The sequence below is a fragment of the Micromonospora sp. 050-3 genome, assembly GCF_046549335.1.
Taxonomy (GTDB): domain Bacteria; phylum Actinomycetota; class Actinomycetes; order Mycobacteriales; family Micromonosporaceae; genus Micromonospora; species Micromonospora trifolii.
Genome location: NZ_JAJPVX010000001.1, coordinates 789228 through 806190, shown reverse-complemented (window position 1 = coordinate 806190; position 16963 = coordinate 789228). Strand labels below are relative to the sequence as shown.

General features: G+C 71.9%; 14 protein-coding genes and 2 pseudogenes. 6 read left to right on the top strand and 10 right to left on the bottom strand.

Going from position 1 to position 16963, the window contains the following annotated elements:
- Window positions 1–2: 2 nt before the first annotated feature.
- A complete protein-coding gene (gene ngcE / locus ACLJOK_RS03775; RefSeq protein ID WP_410816130.1) occupies window positions 3–1418 on the bottom strand; it encodes an N-acetylglucosamine/diacetylchitobiose ABC transporter substrate-binding protein in 1416 nt (471 codons plus the stop codon).
- A gap of 597 nt (window positions 1419–2015) precedes the next feature.
- Between ngcE and ACLJOK_RS03770 the strand changes: the two genes are divergently transcribed.
- Window positions 2016–2183, top strand: a complete 168-nt coding sequence (locus tag ACLJOK_RS03770) for a hypothetical protein (RefSeq protein WP_410816129.1) — start codon at window positions 2016–2018, stop codon at window positions 2181–2183.
- Here the strand turns inward: ACLJOK_RS03770 and ACLJOK_RS03765 are convergent.
- Both ACLJOK_RS03765 and ACLJOK_RS03760 read right to left on the bottom strand, forming a co-directional pair.
- The gene (locus tag ACLJOK_RS03765) at window positions 2155–3642 is read right to left on the bottom strand and encodes a CoA-acylating methylmalonate-semialdehyde dehydrogenase (protein ID WP_410816128.1); all 1488 of its coding nucleotides are present in this window, start codon (window positions 3640–3642) and stop codon (window positions 2155–2157) included. The two genes, ACLJOK_RS03770 and ACLJOK_RS03765, sit on opposite strands and share 29 nt — an antisense overlap.
- Window positions 3639–4937, bottom strand: coding sequence for an aspartate aminotransferase family protein (locus ACLJOK_RS03760; protein WP_410816127.1), 1299 nt, complete (start codon window positions 4935–4937; stop codon window positions 3639–3641). Before ACLJOK_RS03760 ends, ACLJOK_RS03765 begins: the two co-directional genes overlap by 4 nt.
- 239 nt (window positions 4938–5176) lie before the next feature.
- Between ACLJOK_RS03760 and ACLJOK_RS03755 the strand changes: the two genes are divergently transcribed.
- Window positions 5177–6073: a glutamate cyclase domain-containing protein gene (locus ACLJOK_RS03755; RefSeq protein WP_410816126.1), complete on the top strand. Its 897-nt coding sequence runs from the start codon at window positions 5177–5179 to the stop codon at window positions 6071–6073.
- Here ACLJOK_RS03755 and ACLJOK_RS03750 read toward each other — a convergent pair.
- Window positions 6057–6881: a hypothetical protein gene (locus ACLJOK_RS03750; RefSeq protein WP_410816124.1), complete on the bottom strand. Its 825-nt coding sequence runs from the start codon at window positions 6879–6881 to the stop codon at window positions 6057–6059. The genes ACLJOK_RS03755 and ACLJOK_RS03750 overlap by 17 nt on opposite strands.
- 31 nt (window positions 6882–6912) lie before the next feature.
- Window positions 6913–7785, bottom strand: a complete 873-nt coding sequence (locus tag ACLJOK_RS03745) for a hypothetical protein (RefSeq protein WP_410816123.1) — start codon at window positions 7783–7785, stop codon at window positions 6913–6915.
- An 86-nt stretch (window positions 7786–7871) separates the two neighbouring features.
- Here ACLJOK_RS03745 and ACLJOK_RS03740 point away from each other — a divergent pair, with 86 nt between their 5' ends.
- The 3 genes from ACLJOK_RS03740 to ACLJOK_RS03730 are packed head-to-tail and all read left to right on the top strand — an operon-like array spanning window position 7872 to window position 9814.
- Window positions 7872–8843, top strand: a complete 972-nt coding sequence (locus tag ACLJOK_RS03740; RefSeq protein ID WP_410816121.1) for a hypothetical protein — start codon at window positions 7872–7874, stop codon at window positions 8841–8843.
- Window positions 8844–8882: 39 nt separating this feature from the next.
- Complete coding sequence (locus tag ACLJOK_RS03735) at window positions 8883–9368, top strand: hypothetical protein (protein ID WP_410816120.1); 486 nt, start codon at window positions 8883–8885, stop codon at window positions 9366–9368.
- A complete protein-coding gene (locus ACLJOK_RS03730; protein ID WP_410816119.1) occupies window positions 9365–9814 on the top strand; it encodes a hypothetical protein in 450 nt (149 codons plus the stop codon). The genes ACLJOK_RS03735 and ACLJOK_RS03730 overlap by 4 nt, the downstream gene beginning before the upstream one ends.
- 7 nt (window positions 9815–9821) lie before the next feature.
- Here the strand turns inward: ACLJOK_RS03730 and murD are convergent, their stop codons facing one another.
- Complete coding sequence (murD, locus tag ACLJOK_RS03725) at window positions 9822–11168, bottom strand: UDP-N-acetylmuramoyl-L-alanine--D-glutamate ligase (protein WP_410816117.1); 1347 nt, start codon at window positions 11166–11168, stop codon at window positions 9822–9824.
- Window positions 11169–11250: 82 nt separating this feature from the next.
- Here murD and ACLJOK_RS03720 point away from each other — a divergent pair, with 82 nt between their 5' ends.
- On the top strand, window positions 11251–12600 hold the full coding sequence (locus ACLJOK_RS03720) for a hypothetical protein (RefSeq protein WP_410816115.1): 1350 nt from the start codon (window positions 11251–11253) through the stop codon (window positions 12598–12600).
- A gap of 56 nt (window positions 12601–12656) precedes the next feature.
- Here the strand turns inward: ACLJOK_RS03720 and ACLJOK_RS03715 are convergent.
- The 4 genes and pseudogenes from ACLJOK_RS03715 to ACLJOK_RS03700 form a co-directional block, all read right to left on the bottom strand.
- Window positions 12657–13106: pseudogene (locus tag ACLJOK_RS03715) on the bottom strand (PucR family transcriptional regulator); the annotation flags it as partial.
- Window positions 13107–13241: 135 nt separating this feature from the next.
- Window positions 13242–14531, bottom strand: a pseudogene (locus ACLJOK_RS03710) (PucR family transcriptional regulator ligand-binding domain-containing protein); the annotation flags it as partial.
- 47 nt (window positions 14532–14578) lie between these two features.
- Window positions 14579–16030 (bottom strand): argininosuccinate synthase, encoded by a 1452-nt coding sequence (gene argG, locus ACLJOK_RS03705; RefSeq protein WP_410816113.1) that lies wholly within the window; start codon window positions 16028–16030, stop codon window positions 14579–14581.
- A 47-nt stretch (window positions 16031–16077) separates the two neighbouring features.
- Window positions 16078–16929, bottom strand: coding sequence for a TrmH family RNA methyltransferase (locus ACLJOK_RS03700; RefSeq protein WP_410816112.1), 852 nt, complete (start codon window positions 16927–16929; stop codon window positions 16078–16080).
- Window positions 16930–16963: the final 34 nt, after the last annotated feature.

Below are 16963 nucleotides of genomic sequence, written 5' to 3'. Positions count from 1 at the left end.
GGTCAGGCCGCTCGCTTGTACTTCTTGATCGAGCTGTCCTGGGCGATCGAGTCGGCGCCCTTCTGGCACTGTTCGAGGAACTCGGTGGGGCTGATCCGGCCGCTGAAGAACTCGCCGCAGGCGGCGTCGATGAGGTTGCGCTCCAACTTGCGGTAGAAGTTGTTGTAGACCCAGTTGAAGCCGTTGGCGCCGGACGCGTCGAGGGCCTTGATCACTGTGCTCAGCCCGTACGGCAGCTCGACTCCCTCGGTGGCGCCGGCCACCACTGTGAGGCTGGCGACCTTCTTCGTGAAGTCCTGGGCGCCCTTCTTGGAGAGCATGGTTCGGAAGTACTCCAGGCCGCCGGCGACGTTGCGGGCCTTGGCGGGCACCATGAACGGTTCCCCGGCGGTGCCCCGGATCGCCTCGAACGGCAGCTTGTCGCCGCTGCCCAGGCTCGGCGTCGGCGCGATGGTCATGTTGAACCCGGCCGGGGTGACGTCCTTCTGCTCGCTCTCCAGCCAGGAGCCGCAGGAGATGAAGGCGGCCTTGCCCTGGCACCAGGCGGTCTGTGACTGCTTGTGGTCCAGGCCGGGCGAGCCGTCCAGGATGTACTTGTCCTTGACGATCTGGTGCCAGGCGTCGGCCGCGGTCCGCATCGAGTCGGACTTCCAGGCGTTCGGCTCCAGGTTGTCGATGGCGGTCGCCACCGACGGGCCGCCGAGCTTGATGGCCGTGGAGATCAGCGGCCAGCTCATGTAGCGCGGGTGCAGGCCGGCGTACGTCCAGGGGGCGATGCCGGCGGCCTTGATCTGCTTGCACAGCGCGATGTGCTCGTCCCAGGTCTTCGCGTACGACCAGCCGCGGTCGGCGAAGAGCTTGGCGGAGTGCCAGATGCCGTAGGCGGTGTAGGTGTAGTTGAGCACCAGGAACTTGCCGTCGTAGGAGCCGACCTCGACAGCGCCGGGCAGCAGGGTGTCCTTGACCGTCTTGCCGGGGATGTCGAGGCTCGGGGCGGCGAGCAGGTCGTCGAGGCCGGCGAGGGCGTTCTGACTGACCAGGCCGTTGAAGTCGATCTGGCTGGAGCCGGAGTTGTTGACCACGTCCGGCGGGGTGCCGTCGACGAAGCGCGGCTGGAGGGTCTTGCTGATTTCCTGGGTGGAGGAGTGCTTGATCTTCGCCTTCGGGTACTTCTCGGTGTACATGGCCTCGTGGGCCTTGGCGTACTCCTCACCGAAGCCGCCGCCGAAGATCACCACCTCGAGTGGGGCGTCCTCCTTCACGCCGAGCGGGTTCTGCGCGCTCTTGGTGCCCTGGTAGGTCTCGGCATCGTTCTTGTCACCGCCACCGCTGGTGGCGCAGCCGGACAGCAGGCCGGCGGCGGGGGTGGCCAGGAGGCCGGCGGCGGCGCTGCGCCGCAGGATGTCACGCCTGTTCATGGGTTCTCCTCGGGTCGGGTCGGGCGGATCGCCGGTCTGTGGGGGGAGGCGTCCGCCGCGCGAGGGGCGGTAGTTCTCTTCAGTTCAAGCTCTGTTCCTGAAGAATTTCTACGACAGCCGGGCTCGGACTTCAAGTCCTGACTGTCGAACCGTTATCACCACCAGCCGTCGCCGGGTCGCCCAGCCTGGGGCGATGCGCCGTCTGCGCCAACTGGCCGAGCGCACCCCGGCTGGGCGGGAACGGTGCGTCGACCTGCTCCGCGCGCTCGCCATCACCATGGTCGTTTTCGGACACTGAAGCGTCACGGTGATCGGGCGCGACCCCGGCGGGCAGCCCCCCGGGCACTCCGCGCTCGGCGACCTGCGCTGGGCGTACCCGCTGACCTGGCTGGCCCAGGTGATGCCGGTCTTCTTCCTGGTCGGGGGGTATGCCAACGCGGCCTCGCTGACCCGGCTGCGGGCCCGCGGCGGCGACGCCGCCGGCTGGCTGATCGACCGCAGTGCCCGCCTGATCCGCCCCAGCGCCGTTCTGGCGGTGCTGGTCGCCATCTTCGGGCCGGTGGAGGCGCGCAGCGGCCGGCACCGCACCGCGCGGCGTTGGCGGTGGTCGGCTACGCCGCCGTGGTGGCCGCGCTGCTGGTCAACAGCACCACATCGCCGCGGGCCCCGGAGCCGCTCGGCACGCCCGTCCCGGCGCTGGTGGCGTACCTGGCCGGGGCGGGCGTGCTGCGACTGCTCAGGTCTGGGTGGGGAACCCGAGGTTGACCCCGCCGTGCCGCGGATCCAACCAGCGGCTGGTGACGACCTTGCCCCGGCTGAAGAAGCGCACCCCGTCCTCGCCGTGGGCGTGCAGGTCACCGAAGAGGGACGACTTCCAGCCGCCGAACGAGTGGTACGCCATCGGCACCGGAATCGGCACGTTGATCCCGACCATGCCCACCTCCACCTCGTGCTGGTAACGGCGGGCCGCACCACCGTCGTTGGTGAAGATCGCCGTGCCATTGCCGTACGGGCTGGCGTTGACCAGGTCCACCGCCTCGTCATACGAGTCGACCCGGACCACGCTCAGCACCGGCCCGAAGATCTCGTCGGTGTAGATCGACATGTCAGGGGTCACCCGGTCGAACAGCGTCGGGCCGAGCCAGAAGCCGTCCGGGTCGCCGTCCGGCGTCACGTCCCGCCCGTCCACCACCGGCACCGCGCCGGCGGCGACACCGGCATCCACGTAGGAGCGCACCTTCGCCGCGTGCGCGGCGGTCACCAGCGGGCCCATGTCGCAGCCCCGTCGGCCGTCGCCGGTGCGCAGACCGGTCACCCGCGCGGCGATCCGCTCGACCAGCGCGTCCGCCACCGGCTCCACCGCCACCACCACGGAGATGGCCATGCACCGCTCCCCCGCCGAGCCGAACCCGGCGTTGACCGCCGCGTCGGCGGCCAGGTCCAGGTCGGCGTCCGGGAGCACCACCATGTGGTTCTTCGCCCCACCGAGCGCCTGCACCCGCTTACCGGCGGCCGTTGCGCGTTGGTAGACGTACCGGGCGATCGGGGTGGAGCCGACGAACGACACCGCCCGCACCTCCGGGTGCTCCAACAACGCGTCGACAGCCTCCTTGTCGCCGTTGACCACGTTGAGCACCCCGTCGGGCAGGCCCGCCTCGGCGAACCACTCGGCCAGCAGCAGCGCCGCGCTCGGGTCCTTCTCGCTCGGCTTGAGCACCACCGCGTTGCCGCAGGCCACCGCCACCGGCACGAACCACAGCGGCACCATCACCGGGAAGTTGAACGGGGAGATCACCGCGACCACCCCGAGCGGCTGCCGGATGGTGTACGAGTCGACCTCGGTGGACACGTTCTCACTGAACGCTCCGCGCAGCGCCGACGGCAGGCCGCACGCGTACTCGATGACCTCCAGACCGCGCTGGACCTCGCCGGCGGCGTCGGCGAGGACCTTGCCGTGCTCGGCGGTGATCACCTCGGCGAGCCGGTCCCGCCGGGTGTGCACCAACTCCCGGAAGGCGAACAGCACAGCGGACCGCCGCGCCAGCGACGCGTCCCGCCAGGCCCGCGCCGCGCGGGCGGCGGCCTGCACGGCGACGTCGACGTCCGCGGTCGAGGCCAGCTCGACAGCGGCGGTACGCCGACCGGTCGCCGGGTCGAACACGTCGCCGCGCCGCTCGGAGGTGCCGCCGACCCGCTTGCCGTCGATGAAGTGACCGATGCTCATGCCGCCACCCCCGAGGCCGAACGGATCGCGTCGACGAGGATCGCCAGGCCCTCCCGGGCCTCCTCCTCGGTCAGCGTCAACGGTGGACCCATCCGCAGCACGTTGCCGTAGAGCCCGCCCTTGCCGGTCAGCAGGCCACCGTCGCGGGCGGCTTCGAAGACCCGGTTGGTCAGCGCCGGGTCCGGCTCACTGCTGCCCGGTCGGACGAACTCGACGCCGAGCATCAGCCCCTTTCCGCGTACCTCGGCGACGCAGTCGAGACCGCCCACGGCGGACCGCAGGCCGTCGGCGAGGATCGCGCCGACGCGGGCCGCGTTCGCCTGGAGGTCGTGCGCGATCAGGTAGTCGAGCACCGCGTTGCCGGCCGCCGCGGAGATCGGGTTGCCGCCGAAGGTGGAGAAGCTGATGGCCGGCACCGACTCCAGCACCTCGGCCCGGCCGACCACCCCGGCGAGGGCGAACCCGTTGCCGATGCCCTTGGCGAAGGTGAGCAGGTCCGGGGTGACGCCGTGCGCCTGGTAACCCCAGAAGTGCTCCCCGGTACGCCCCCAACCGGTCTGCACCTCGTCGGCGATGAACAGGATGCCGTGCTCGTCGAGGACCTTCTTCCAACCGGCGAAGAGCCCGTCCGGCGGGTGCACGAAACCGCCCACGCCCTGGATCGGCTCGGCGATCAGCGCGGCCACGTCGCCGGCGGTCTGGGTGGCCAGCACCTCGCGCAGGTCCTCCACCGCCGCGTCGACCTGCTCCTCGGCGTTGAGCCGGGCCAGCAGACCGCGCACCCGGTCACCGGAGTGCAGCCAGGCCACCTGGAGCGGGTTGAGGCCGCTGGCCGACCAGTTGCGGTTGCCGGTGACGCCCATCGCCGCGTACGACCGGCCGTGGTAGCTGTTGCGCACGGCCAGGATCTGGTGCGAGCGGCGGTGGTTGGTGGCGACCAGCAGCGCCGCCTCGTTCGCCTCGGTGCCGGAGTTGGTGAAGAACACCCGGGCGTCCGGGATGCCGGAGCGCTGCGCGATCTTTTCGGCCAGCTCCACCTGTTGCCGGATCAGGTAGAGCGTCGAGGTGTGCGCGACGCCGGTGGCGAGCTGCCGCTCGACGGCCTCCCGGATCTCCGGAATGTCGTAACCGATCATGTTGGTCAGCACGCCGCCGAAGAAGTCCAGGTAGCTGCGGCCCTGCGCGTCGGTGACCCGGCGGCCCGAGCCGGAGACCAGCTCGATCGGCTCGGCGTAGTACAACGGCATCCAGGACGGGAGCACGGCCCGGTGCCGGGCCAGCAGGTCGTCGGTCATCGTGGCAACCCTTCAGCGGCGTTCGTGGATACCGCACGCTCCCACCGCCGGCCGATGCGAACAACTGTCAGCCTGTAGCGCATGGGCGCCCCGACCTGACAGCACGTCAACGGTTTCCACGGCATGGGTTGGCCTTGACCCATGATTTCCGCAGTACTCATGGGAAAGACCCACTCGATCCGCAGTCTGGCCGTCCACCGCTACAGTGGGTCGGTCCACTGTCGCCGGGGAGGCACACGGTGAGCTTCGAAGAGACGATCGCCGAGCTGGAGCTCGTCGCCGCGCGCGAGGTGGGCCGGGGCAGCGAGGCGTTGGCCGTGCCCGCGGCGGGTGGGCTGTTGGCCGCCGCCCGGTCGCTCGCCGCCGCCGGGGCGCCCGACGCCGCGGTGTTCACCGGGTTCTTCATTCCCGGCGCCGAGCCACCCGCCGCGGAGACCGACGGCCCGCTCGGCGCGGTCCAGATCGCCGCCGCGCTGCGCCTGCTCGGTGGCCGGTGCCGGCTCGTCACCGACGAGCCCTGCGCCCCGGTCGTCGAGGCGGCCGTCGCGGCCGCCGCGCCGGGCCTGCCGGTCGACGTCGCGCCGCTGCGCGATTACCAGGACTGGGCCGTCGCCCTGCTGCCCGAGTACGGCCGGCTGACCCACCTCATCGCCTGCGAACGGGTCGGTCCCGGCGTTGACGGTCGGCCCCGCAACATGCGCGGCGAGGACATCGGTGCGCACACGGCACCCCTGGACCGGCTCTACACCTCCGGGTCGGCCTACCGGATCGGCATCGGCGACGGCGGCAACGAACTCGGCATGGGCCTTCTGCCGGCGGACCTGATCGGCCGGGTGGTCGCCTCAGGCGAGCGGATCCGGTGCGTGGTGGGCGCGGACGCGCTGCTCGTCGGCGGCACCTCCAACTGGGCCGCCGCCGCCCTCGTCGGCGCGCTGTCGCTGCTCCGCCCCGAGGTGCCCGAGCTTCGGACGCTGCTGGAGCCCGCCTGGTCGTACGACCTGCTGACCGCGATCGTGCGCGCGGGCGCGGTGGACGGCGTGCGCCGGCGCCCCACGCTCAGCGTCGACGGCCTCGACTGGCCCGTGTACGCCGAACCGCTCACCCGGATCGCCGAGCTGGTCAGGGCAGGCCGGTAGGTGTCTGTGGCTTGGTCGCCGGCCGCAATGCCCTCGGCGGACGGCTCGCCGCTCGCGCGTGCGCGACCTGGCGGGGGCGCAACGGCAGGTGCAGGGCGGCGGCGACCACCGCGAAGGCCGCCCAGCCGGCGCCCAGCGCCGCGGCCGACGAGACGTCCTGAAGGTAGTGGTACGCGGTGAGGAAGCCGACCAACGCGAGGCTGTTGCGGGCGAAGTGCCGACTGAACTCGGCCAACTGCCGGCGGGCCTCGACGGCGACCAGCACCCCCGAGTACGGGAACGTCACCACCATGCCGCGCAGCACCGCACCGAGCAGCTGGGTGAGGACCGCCCCAACGAAGATCACCACCAGCTTGAGCAACGCCGGCAGCCCGTCCGGGCGAGTCTCCGCGACGGCGACCGCCTCCTCGGCGGGAGCGGCGCGCGGGCCGGCGCCACGGCGGGCGCGACGGCGCAGCCACAGGATGGCCGCCAGCCAGAGCACGAGCGTGCCGGCGAGGGCCACCTCGAACGGTATGTCGACGGCCAACAGGCCGGCGCTCAGCGCCACGTACACGGCGATCCCCGCGACGTCGGCGAGCAGGATCGGCCAACGCCACAGCTGGTGGGTGACCGTCACGGTGACGAAGAAGAGGTTGAGCCCGAGCACACCGAACACCTGCGCGCCGTCCACCCGATAGTCGGTGGTGAGCAGGGCGAGCGTCATCGGCAACGGCAGGCTGTAGACCAGCGCGCGGAGCCGGACGGAGCGGATCACGCTGACCGCCCACACCACGGCCGTCACCAGCAGGACCGCGCTCCACGTCATGGCTCACCCGTTCCCGCCCCGGTGGGGGCCGTCAGTCCTGGAAGGTCGCGGCGTTCGCGCAGAGGTCGAACACGCGGGTGAGCCGAGCGACGTCCGTCCGGTTGACCGAGAACTGATTCTCACCGATCTCGCCGTGCGCGGTCATGTGGGCCTCCCAACAGCTCGACCCGTCCCAGAGTGTCAAATTGATGTGCAGATGCGGACTCACCACCCCGAGGGGCAGCAGACCCACCCGCGCCCCGGCCGCGCGCTGTTTCTCCACCAGGGCGGACAGATCGTCGGTCAGCCTGGCGTAGACGAAGACCCGGGTGATCTGGACACCCCGTTGTAGGGCCTCCACGTTGGCCTCCCAGTAGCGCCGGCCGATCTCGCTGCGCCACCAGCTCAGCTCCCCGCTCACCCGGGGCATCACGTTGGTCAAGCCGTCCAGCCGACGTACGCAGGCGCGGGTCGCGCCGACCAGGTCCTCGTCCTCGTCACCGCGCCGGATGATCCGACCGTCCGCGAGCTGCTCGGCCTCCAACCGGAACTGCTCGTAGCGCCGCTGCGCCTCCACCGCGACCCGGGTGCCCGCGTGCTGCTCGGCCGCCTCCCGGATGGCCCCGGCCAGCTCCGTGGTGGTGCGGACCAACCAGGGCGGGCCGTCCAGCAGGGTGCGCAGGTGGAAGCGGCGCTCCGCGCGGGCCAGTGAGTCGACCAACAGCGAGATGGTGATGCCCATCAGGCCGGCCAACAGCGACTCCACCCCGGAGGCAGCGTTGCTGAGGTCGAGCACGATGCTGAGGGTGACCGACAGCGTGATGCCGACCAACGCCACCGGGTCGGTGTGCGCCACCAGCCGGACGAAGCCGGCGGTGGAACCGCCGCTCTGCCGTAACCGCTGACGGGCCACGTCACGGGTCATCGAGATCCCCCAATCAGCCGCTCCCGCCAGCGTAGACAGCAACCACAACCAGTGGCCTCACCGCAGCGGGCCGGTAGCATCCGGCTGTGCACAGAGCGGACGCGGCGTCGTCGACCGGTACTGACGACGAGCGGATCACGGCGGAGATCCAGGCCTGGGTCTGCTCCACCCCGCTCCAGGGCCTGGTCTCCCATTTCGGCGGCACCTGGCCCGACGGCGACCTCACCGACGTGCTCCGCTTCCTCGACGGCTTTTCCGCCCACCACTGGGACTTCCGGGGCGGCCGGGAGCGGCCCGACGCCCGGGAGCCCGACCTCGACCCGGCCACCGCGACGCTGGTGCTCGACGCGGCTGCCGCGCTCGGGCTGATCCATTCGGTGCCACCGGCCCGGTCGGCGTACGCCCACCTGGTGGTGCTCGGCGGCCTGGCGCACGCCTGCGTACGTCGCGTCGCCTACGCCGCGCACCTGCTCCGCGCCGGCCTACCGGTGAGCGGCGAGGTCGCCGTCCTGGGCAGCTTCCGGCCGCTGTCGGACTGGGAACGCCGCACGCTCGCCGACGCGGGCCTACCGGCCGACGAGACCGAGGTGGACGTGCTGGACACCGCGGTCCGCCGGGTGTTCGAGGTGACCGCCCCGGCGGAGCAGGACGGCGTCGACGCTGGTCACCCGCACCACTCCTGGTCGTCGCGGACCTACCGACCGGACGGGCTGCCGCCGATCCGGGTGCTGGCCGCGCCGTCCAGCGAACCGGACCAGCGGAGGGCCCACACCGCCGACACCCAGCGGTTCTGGGCCGGTCACGTACGGCTCGCGCCGGGCGACAAGGTCCTGATGGTCACCGCGCCGATCTACGTGCCGTTCCAGCACTGCGACGCGCTGCGCACGCTGGCCGTGCCGTACGGGTGCGCCATCGACACTGTCGGTGTGGACCCGACGCTGGCCGACCTGGCGGTGCTGCCCGAACAGACGCTCACGCCGGGGCGCTACCTCCAGGAGATCCGCTCGGCGATCCGCTCGATGCGCGCCCTGCACACCGCCGCGAGACAGCCTGGCTGACCCCCCTACGGGGTCACCGCGCCGATTACAGTCGCTCGCGTGTCCACTGCCGAGATCCATCAGTTCCTGACGGCGCTGCATCGGATCCACGACCGGCTCGGCACGGCGATGGACGAGACACACGCGGCCAGCACAGCCGGCGAGTACGCCGAGATGGGGCCGCTCTTCCACCTCGAAGAAACCGAGACCGGCATGCGCGTCGGCAGCCGCTACGTCTACCGGGTCGCGGGCGCCTCGCCCGCCCCGGACGGGTGGGATCTGAGTACGCGGGACGACGTGTGCGAGCTGAACATCTCAGCGACGGTGCTGCTCGAACCTGCGGAGTGTTCGGCCTCGGTGACGGTCCTGGCCATCATGCGCGATGCCGCGCTGTCCCCGTACCCCCTCGGGGAGCACTCGCTGCACGACGCCCGGCAGGTCCGCCCGGACAGCGCGGCGGCCATCGACGCTCTCGCCGCCATGGTGGAGGAACTGGAGTCCCCGGTCACCTTCCTCGAGCGGGTACACCTGGTGGTGACGCGGTGACCGAGGCCGATGCGGACCTGGCCCGGCTCCTCGCGGCGTTCCTGCACGCCCACCGTCGGCTCGTCGCGTACGCCGTCACCCAACTCGTCATCCGGGAGAGTGACGCGGAGCCGGGCGGCCACCCCTACCTGACCGATTTTCAGACCGGCACGGTGCTCTTCAGCAGCAGTGGAGTCGCCACGCTCGATCCCGACCACGACCTCTCCGAGTTGCGCGTCGAGGCCGGGGTGCGACCGGACCCGACCGGGTTCGAGGTCTGGGTGGAGTTGGTGCTCTTCGCCGGCGCGGAGTCGAACAGCGGCTGGCCGGAGGGCCGCCACCTGCTGCACGAGGAGCGACAGCGCTGCGCCGACGTATCCGAAACGGTGCGCACCCTGACGGCGTACGTCGACCGGCTCGTCGCCGTCGAGGACCCGTTGGCGTCGGTGGCCTGGACCCGCCGCTGAGCTGGGCTCAGCGGGCGGTGTCGGCGACGGCCTGGGCGAAGACCTCGGAGCGGTGCTCGAAGTTGCGGAACCGGCCGTAGCTGGGCGCGGCCGGGGACAGCAGCACCACCCCGCCGGCCGGGGTCACCTCGCGGGACAGCCGGACCGCGTCCACCAGGTCGTCGACCAGTTCGGTACGCACCTTCGGCAGGCCGGCGAGCACCTCGACGATGCGGGTGCCGCTGTCCGGAATTCCGATCACTGTCAGCTCCCGCTCGGCCAGGTGCTCGGCCAACGGCGTGTAGTCCAGACCCCGGTCGTTGCCCCCGACGATCACCGTCAACGGCCGCCCGTCGTACGCGTCGATGGCGTGCATGGCCGCGTACGGGCTGGTGGCCAGTGTGTCGTCGACGAACGTCAGCCCGGACGGGTCGGTGATCTCGGTGAGCCGGTGGGCCAGCCCCTGGAACTCGGCGACCGCGACGGCGAGGTGGTCCTTGCCGGCCACCACGTCCACGCCGAGCGCGTCGAGCACGGCGAGCGCGACACAGAGGTTGCCCTCGTTGTGCCGGCCGACAAGCGGCAGAACGGCACGCGGGAAGAGCGGCTGGTCACCGAAGTGGAACCAGGGCGTGCCGTCGGCGCCGGTGCCGACGTGGGTGGTGTCGGGGCGACCGGCCCGCACCGCCGCCAACTCACCCAACTCCGCGGCGAGGCGGGGGTCGCCACCGTTGACCACGATCGTCTGCGGGTCGTGGGCGAGCAGGTTGAGCTTGTCCCGGTAGTACTCCCGTTCCCCACCGTGCGCGTCCAGGTGCTCGGGGAAGAGCGCGGTGACCACCGCCACCCGGGGCGAGTCGGTGAGGTCGCTGCACTGGTAGCTGGACAGCTCCAGCACGTACAGCTCCGCGTCCGGCAGGTCCAGGGTCGGCACCCCGATGTTGCCGCCGAAGACGTTCGGCCGCCCCATCGCGGTGAGCAGGTGACTGATCAGGCTGGAGGTGGTGCTCTTGCCCTTGCTGCCGGTGACCCCTACGGTGCGCGCGGCGTGGTCGGCCATCCACAACGCGGTGCCCTGGGTCACCGGGATCCCGCGGCGGCGCAGCTCGATCAGCCACGGGTGGGTCTGCGGCACGCCCGGGGAGCGGACCACCACGTCCGCGGCGGCCAGCCGTTCGAAGCCCGCCTCGCCGGTGACCAGCGGCGCCGCCTCGGCCAGGGGGCCGTCCCAGGGCAGCGACAGGAAGTTCGTGCTGTCGTCCACGGCGACCAGCTCGGCCGGGCCGTGCGCGGCGATGGCGGTCACAGCAGCCCGGCCCTCCCGACCGGTGCCCCAGACGGCGACGGTACGTCCGCGCAGGTCAGAAAGGCGCACGGGGCTCTCCTCGTGGGTCACGGCGGCGGCGGGGCGGGTCCGGTCCGGACACGGCCGGACGAACCAGGGCCTAGTATGGCGTGTGCCCAACGAGCAGCTCCGGCGGATGGACGCCTTCACCTTCCCGTCCTACTCGATCGACTTCGCCACCGGCGAGGTGTTGTTCGACTACGCCCTGACCGGCCCGGCCGGTGAGCAGCGGTTCACCGAGGTGATCACGCTCCCGCTGCCGGTGGAGCCGCCCTCCGACAAGACGGTGGCGACCCTCAACCGGGTGCTGGAGGTCCTGCACCTCGTCGCCGGGGTCAGCTACTACAAGGCCGCCGCGCCGCCCCGACTCGTGCTGCCGGCGCCGCTGGGCGCGGCCACCGTCGACTACGTCACGGCCGTCTACACCAGGGGCCTCGCGGAGTACGCGTACCGCAACCAACTGCCGCACGTGCTCGAGCTGCGCCCGGAGGCGCCGGCCGGCACACCGGTGGCACCCCGGGTGTACAACGACTCGGACCGTCGCCCGCTCTCGGCGGTCGGCGGCGGTAAGGACTCGATCGTCAGCCTGGAGGCGCTGCGCCGCGCCGAACTGGACCCGGTGCCGTTCTCGGTCAACCCGAACCACGTGATCGTCGCCGTCAACGAGGCGTCCGGGCTGGTCCCGCTGGCCGCCCGGCGGCGCATCGACCCGGTGCTGTTCGACCTGAACGCGGCCGGCGCGCTGAACGGGCACATCCCCGTCACCGCCATCAACTCCCTGATCGCGGTGGCCACCGCCGTCCTGCACGGGCTGGGCCCGGTGGTGATGTCCAACGAGCGTTCGGCGTCCGACCCGAACCTGGTCTGGAACGGCCACGAGATCAACCACCAGTGGTCCAAGGGCGTCGAGGCGGAGGGGCTGCTGCGGGCGTCGCTGGCCGAGCACGCCGGCCTGACCGACCCGTACTTCTCCCTGCTGCGTTCGCTGTCCGAGCTGCACATCGCCCGGCTCTTCGCCGAGTTCACCCGGTACGACGACGTGGTGACCAGCTGCAACCAGGCGTTCAAGCTGCGCGACGCGAGTGAGCGCTGGTGCCGCGACTGCCCGAAGTGCCGCTTCGTCTTCCTGGCCATGGCGCCGTTCATGCCCCGGGAGCGGGTGGTGGGCATCTTCGGGGGTGACCTGCTGGCCGACGAGTCGCAGATCCCCGGCTACCGCGAGTTGCTGGGCGTGGACGGGCACAAGCCGTTCGAGTGCGTGGGCGAGGTCGAGGAGTCCGTCGTGGCGCTCGGCCTGCTCGCCGAGCAGGACCAGTGGCGCGACGCCCCGGTGATCCAGGCCCTGGTCGACGCCGTCCCGGAGACGGCCTGGTCCGCTGTGGCCAACTCGGACGTCTTCACCCCCGGCGGCCCCAACCACATCCCCCCCACCTACGCCAAAGCCCTCAACTCCCTCACCTAACCCCGTCCCCCTTCCCCGGGGCCGCTTCCCCGGCCCGCCCCCGGGCACGGGTGGGGTTAGGGGGTGCGGACTGCTTCCAGGGCCAGTAGGGCTACGTGTAGGGAGAGGCTGGCCTCTACCGAGTCCAGGTCCACGTCGAGGATGCGGGCGATGCGGGCCAGGCGTTCGTAGAAGGCCGGCCGGGACAGGTGGGCGGCGGCGGCACCTGCGGACTTGTTGCGTCCCTGCTCCAGGTAGGCGCGCAGGGTGTCGAGCAGCCGTTCCCGGGGGTGCCGGGCGTCGTACTCCAGCAGCGCGCCGAGTTCACGCTCCACGAACGTCTGGAGGCGGGGCTCGTCGCGCAGCAGGTGCAGCAGCCCGGCCAGGCCGACGTGCGGCAGCCGGAAGATCGGCAGGTCGCGCCGGTCCCGCCGGGCCGCCTCGGCGATCTGCCGCGCCTCGACCAGTGACCGTCGGGCCTCCCGCAGGGTGCCCACCCCGGAGCCGGCGGCAATGATCACGCCACCCGGGCCAGCACCCCGGAACGGATCGACACCGACCCCCGACCGGCCGGCCTCGACACCGAACGCCGCGCGGGACGGATCTACGCCGAAGCCCGCGCGGGGTGGATCGGTGCCGACCGCCGCACGGAAAGCGTCGGATGCGGGACGGGGCATGTCGACGCCGGAGGCGGCCCGAGCCGGTTCGACACCGGGTGCCGGCCGGCCGGTGCCGGCGTCGAGGCGTACCCGACGAAGGGCGCTGGCGAACGCGGACAGCGCGCGGTCCTCGGCGGCCGGGTCCGGTAGGGCCAGCAGCGCGCCCACCGAGTGGTCGTCGACGGCGCTGGTCAGCGCGGTCAGCTTCGCCTCCCGCAGGGCCTGGCCGACCGCCTCGGACAGATCGCGTAGCCGGGCCTGGCCGGCCTCGGGGCCGATCTCCCCGGTGGGGTCGTCGGCACGGTGCCGGACCATGACGCCGACCAGGTGCCGCCGGTCGAGCACCACGCCGAGCGCCTTGGCCCGCAGCCCCACCTCGTCCACCGGGCGGGAGTGGTCGAGCAGCGCGGTGAGCAGGGTGCGGTGGATCTGCCGTTCCAGGCCCTCGGCGTCGCGGCGGATCAGCCGGCCCAGCGCGAGGGTGGACGCGGCCCGCTCGATCAGGATGGTGAGCCGGGTGGGCGAGCCCGGTTCGACGGCCTGGGCGCTGGGCACGTCCCCGCTGGCCGGCCAGCGCAGCAGCAGCCGACCCCAGTCCTGCCCTCGGGCGCCCACGGTGGTCACGAGCCAACCGCTGTCCGCGTCGTACGCGGTCCGCCCGGCCGGGCGGATCCGCCGGGAGTGCTGCTCCCAGCCGTCCAGCAGCAGCTCGGCGCTCTCGCCCGCCGGGTCGTACCCGAGCACCTGCCGGGACAGGTTCTCCAGCACCACCGGGCAACCGGACAGCTCGGCGGCCTGTCGAATCACCTCGGCGGCGTCGGCGCCCTCCACGGAGAGGTCGTTGAACCGCTGGTGGATCTCCTCGGTGGCGCGCAGCTCGGTGAGCTGCGCGTCGACGATCAGCGCGTGCACCGCCTCGGTGATCCGGACGAACGGGGTGGCCCGGCGCAGCTCCACCAGGGGCAACCCGCGCCGCTCGGCGGCGGCGGCCATCACCCGGGGCACCCCGCTGACGTACCGGCGGCCCAGCTCGACGACGAGCCCGGAGACTCCGACGTCGGCGAGGTCGCCGATGAACGCGCGCAACCCGGCGTCGTCCCCGGGCAGACCGATGCCGGTGGTGAGCACCAGTTCGCCACCGCCGAGCAGCGTGGCGATGTCCGGCACCTCGGCGACGTGCACCCAGCGAACGGGTCGGTCCAGCCCTTCGTCGCCGGCGACCACGCGTGGCGCGCCGTGGCGGACCGGGTCCAGGGCGAGGACCTCACGGACGGTAGGGAACACGGCCGCCACGCTACCGTCCGTGACGCCGGAACTCGACCTGCCACCGACGTGAGGGGTCAGTCGACGCCGAACTCCATCGCGGCGCGGTCGAGCGCCTCGTCCTCGGGCGAGGCGACGCCCCGGGACGCGATGGCTTCCGCGCCGCCCTCGTGCATCGCGCCGATCAACCCGGTCGAGGCGGCCTGCGCGGCCCCGATCATCCGCTGCGTGTTCCCGCCGCCGACCAGGCCGAGGGAGGCGTACTGCTCCAGCTTCGACCGCGAGTCGGCGATGTCCAGGTTGCGCATGGTGAGCTGACCGATCCGGTCCGACGGGCCGAACGCCGAGTCCTCGGTACGCTCCATCGACAGCTTGTCGGGGTGGTAGCTGAACGACGGGCCGGTGGTGTCCAGGATCGAGTAGTCCTCGCCCCGGCGCAGCCGCAACGTCACCTCGCCGGTGACCGCCGTGCCGACCCACCGCTGCAACGACTCGCGCAGCATCAGCGCCTGCGGGTCCAGCCAGCGGCCCTCGTACATCAGCCGACCGAGGCGGCGACCCTCGTTGTGGTAGTTCGCCAGGGTGTCCTCGTTGTGGATGGCGTTGACCAGCCGCTCGTACGCGTAGTGCAGCAACGCCATCCCGGGCGCCTCGTAGATGCCGCGGCTCTTGGCCTCGATGATCCGGTTCTCGATCTGGTCCGACATGCCCAGGCCGTGCCGGCCGCCGATGGCGTTGGCCTCCAGCACCAGGTCGACGGCGTTGCCGAACTCCTTGCCGTTGATCGTGACCGGGCGGCCCTGGTCGAAGCCGACGGTGACGTCCTCGGTCGGGATCTCGACCGACGGGTCCCAGAACCGGACGCCCATGATCGGGTTGACCGTCTCGATGCCGGTGTCGAGGTGCTCCAGGGTCTTCGCCTCGTGCGTGGCGCCCCAGATGTTGGCGTCGGTCGAGTACGCCTTCTCGGTGCTGTCCCGGTAGGGCAGGCCGCGTTCGAGCAGCCACTCCGACATCTCCTTACGCCCACCCAGCTCGGTGACGAAGGCGGTGTCGAGCCACGGCTTGTAGATGCGCAGCATCGGGTTGGCCAGCAGGCCGTACCGGTAGAACCGCTCGATGTCGTTGCCCTTGAAGGTCGAGCCGTCGCCCCAGATCTGGACGTCGTCGGCGACCATCGCCCGCACCAGGAGGGTGCCGGTCACGGCGCGGCCCAGCGGGGTGGTGTTGAAGTACGCCCGCCCGCCGGTGCGGATGTGGAAGGCGCCGCAGGTCAACGCGGCAAGGCCCTCCTCGACCAGGGCGGCGCGGCAGTCGACCAGGCGGGCGACCTCGGCGCCGTAGCTGAGCGCGCGGCCGGGCACCGAGGCGATGTCGGGCTCGTCGTACTGGCCGATGTCGGCGGTGTAGGCGCAGGGAATGGCGCCCTTGTCGCGCATCCACGCGACCGCGACAGAGGTGTCGAGGCCGCCGGAGAAGGCGATGCCGACACGTTCGCCGGTGGGCAGGGAGGTGAGAACCTTGGACACGGGGAAAATTATGCAATAGAACGCATGGCCATGCAAGCCGAAGCGATCTACTCGCCGCCGAACGGCGGATCGTCGCGGCCCAGCTCCCAGAACGCCACCGCCGCCGCGGCGGCCACGTTCAACGAGTCGACGCCGCGCCGCATCGGGAGGACCACCCGCACGTCGCTGGCGGCCTGGGCCGCCGCGGTGAGTCCGGGCCCCTCGGCGCCGAGCAGCAACGCCGCCCGCTCGCGCTGCGCCGGGGTCAGCCGCTGGATCGGTACGGCGTCCGGGGCGGGCGTCATGGCGAGCACCGTGAAGCCGGCCTCCCGTACCTGGTCCAGGCCCTCGGGCCAGCGGTCGAGCTTCGCGTACGGCATCGCGAAGACCTCACCCATACTGACCCGGACACTGCGCCGGTACAGCGGGTCGGCGCAGGATGGCGACAGCAGCACCGCGTCGATGCCGAGCGCTGCGGCACCCCGGAAGACCGCACCGAGGTTGGTGTGGTTGTTCACGTCCTCCAGGAGCACGACCCGGCGCGCGGCGGCGAGCACCTCGGCCGCCGTCGGCAGCGGCCGGCGGTGGAACGACGCCAGCACCCCCCGGTGTACGTGGAAGCCGGTGGCCCGTTGCAGCACGTCCTGTGTCGCGGCGTAGACCGGCGCGTCGCCGGTGTCCAGGTCGGCGAGCTGGTCGACCCGCTTGGCGTCGACCAGGTACGACCGGGCCGGGTAGCCCGCGCGCAACGCCCGGCGCAGCACCAGCTCCCCCTCGGCGATGAACAGGCCGTGCGGCGGTTCCCAGCGGGTGCGCAGCTCGACGTCGGTGAGCGCCCGGTAGTCGGCGATCCGGTCGTCGTCAGGGTCGGTGATCTGGTGGACGGGCACCCGACGATTCTGCCGGACGCGGAGCAGCACGCTTCGAGGCCCGCCCGGCGTGGTGTTTTGTCCG

What these genes read in the sequence shown, in the direction of transcription:
- ngcE (WP_410816130.1), bottom strand. Translation starts at nt 1,418, where the DNA reads ATGAACAGGCGTGACATCCTGCGGCGCAGCGCCGCCGCCGGCCTCCTG.
- ACLJOK_RS03765 (WP_410816128.1), bottom strand. Translation starts at nt 3,642, where the DNA reads ATGAGCATCGGTCACTTCATCGACGGCAAGCGGGTCGGCGGCACCTCC.
- ACLJOK_RS03760 (WP_410816127.1), bottom strand. Translation starts at nt 4,937, where the DNA reads ATGACCGACGACCTGCTGGCCCGGCACCGGGCCGTGCTCCCGTCCTGG.
- ACLJOK_RS03750 (WP_410816124.1), bottom strand. Translation starts at nt 6,881, where the DNA reads ATGACGTGGAGCGCGGTCCTGCTGGTGACGGCCGTGGTGTGGGCGGTC.
- ACLJOK_RS03745 (WP_410816123.1), bottom strand. Translation starts at nt 7,785, where the DNA reads ATGACCCGTGACGTGGCCCGTCAGCGGTTACGGCAGAGCGGCGGTTCC.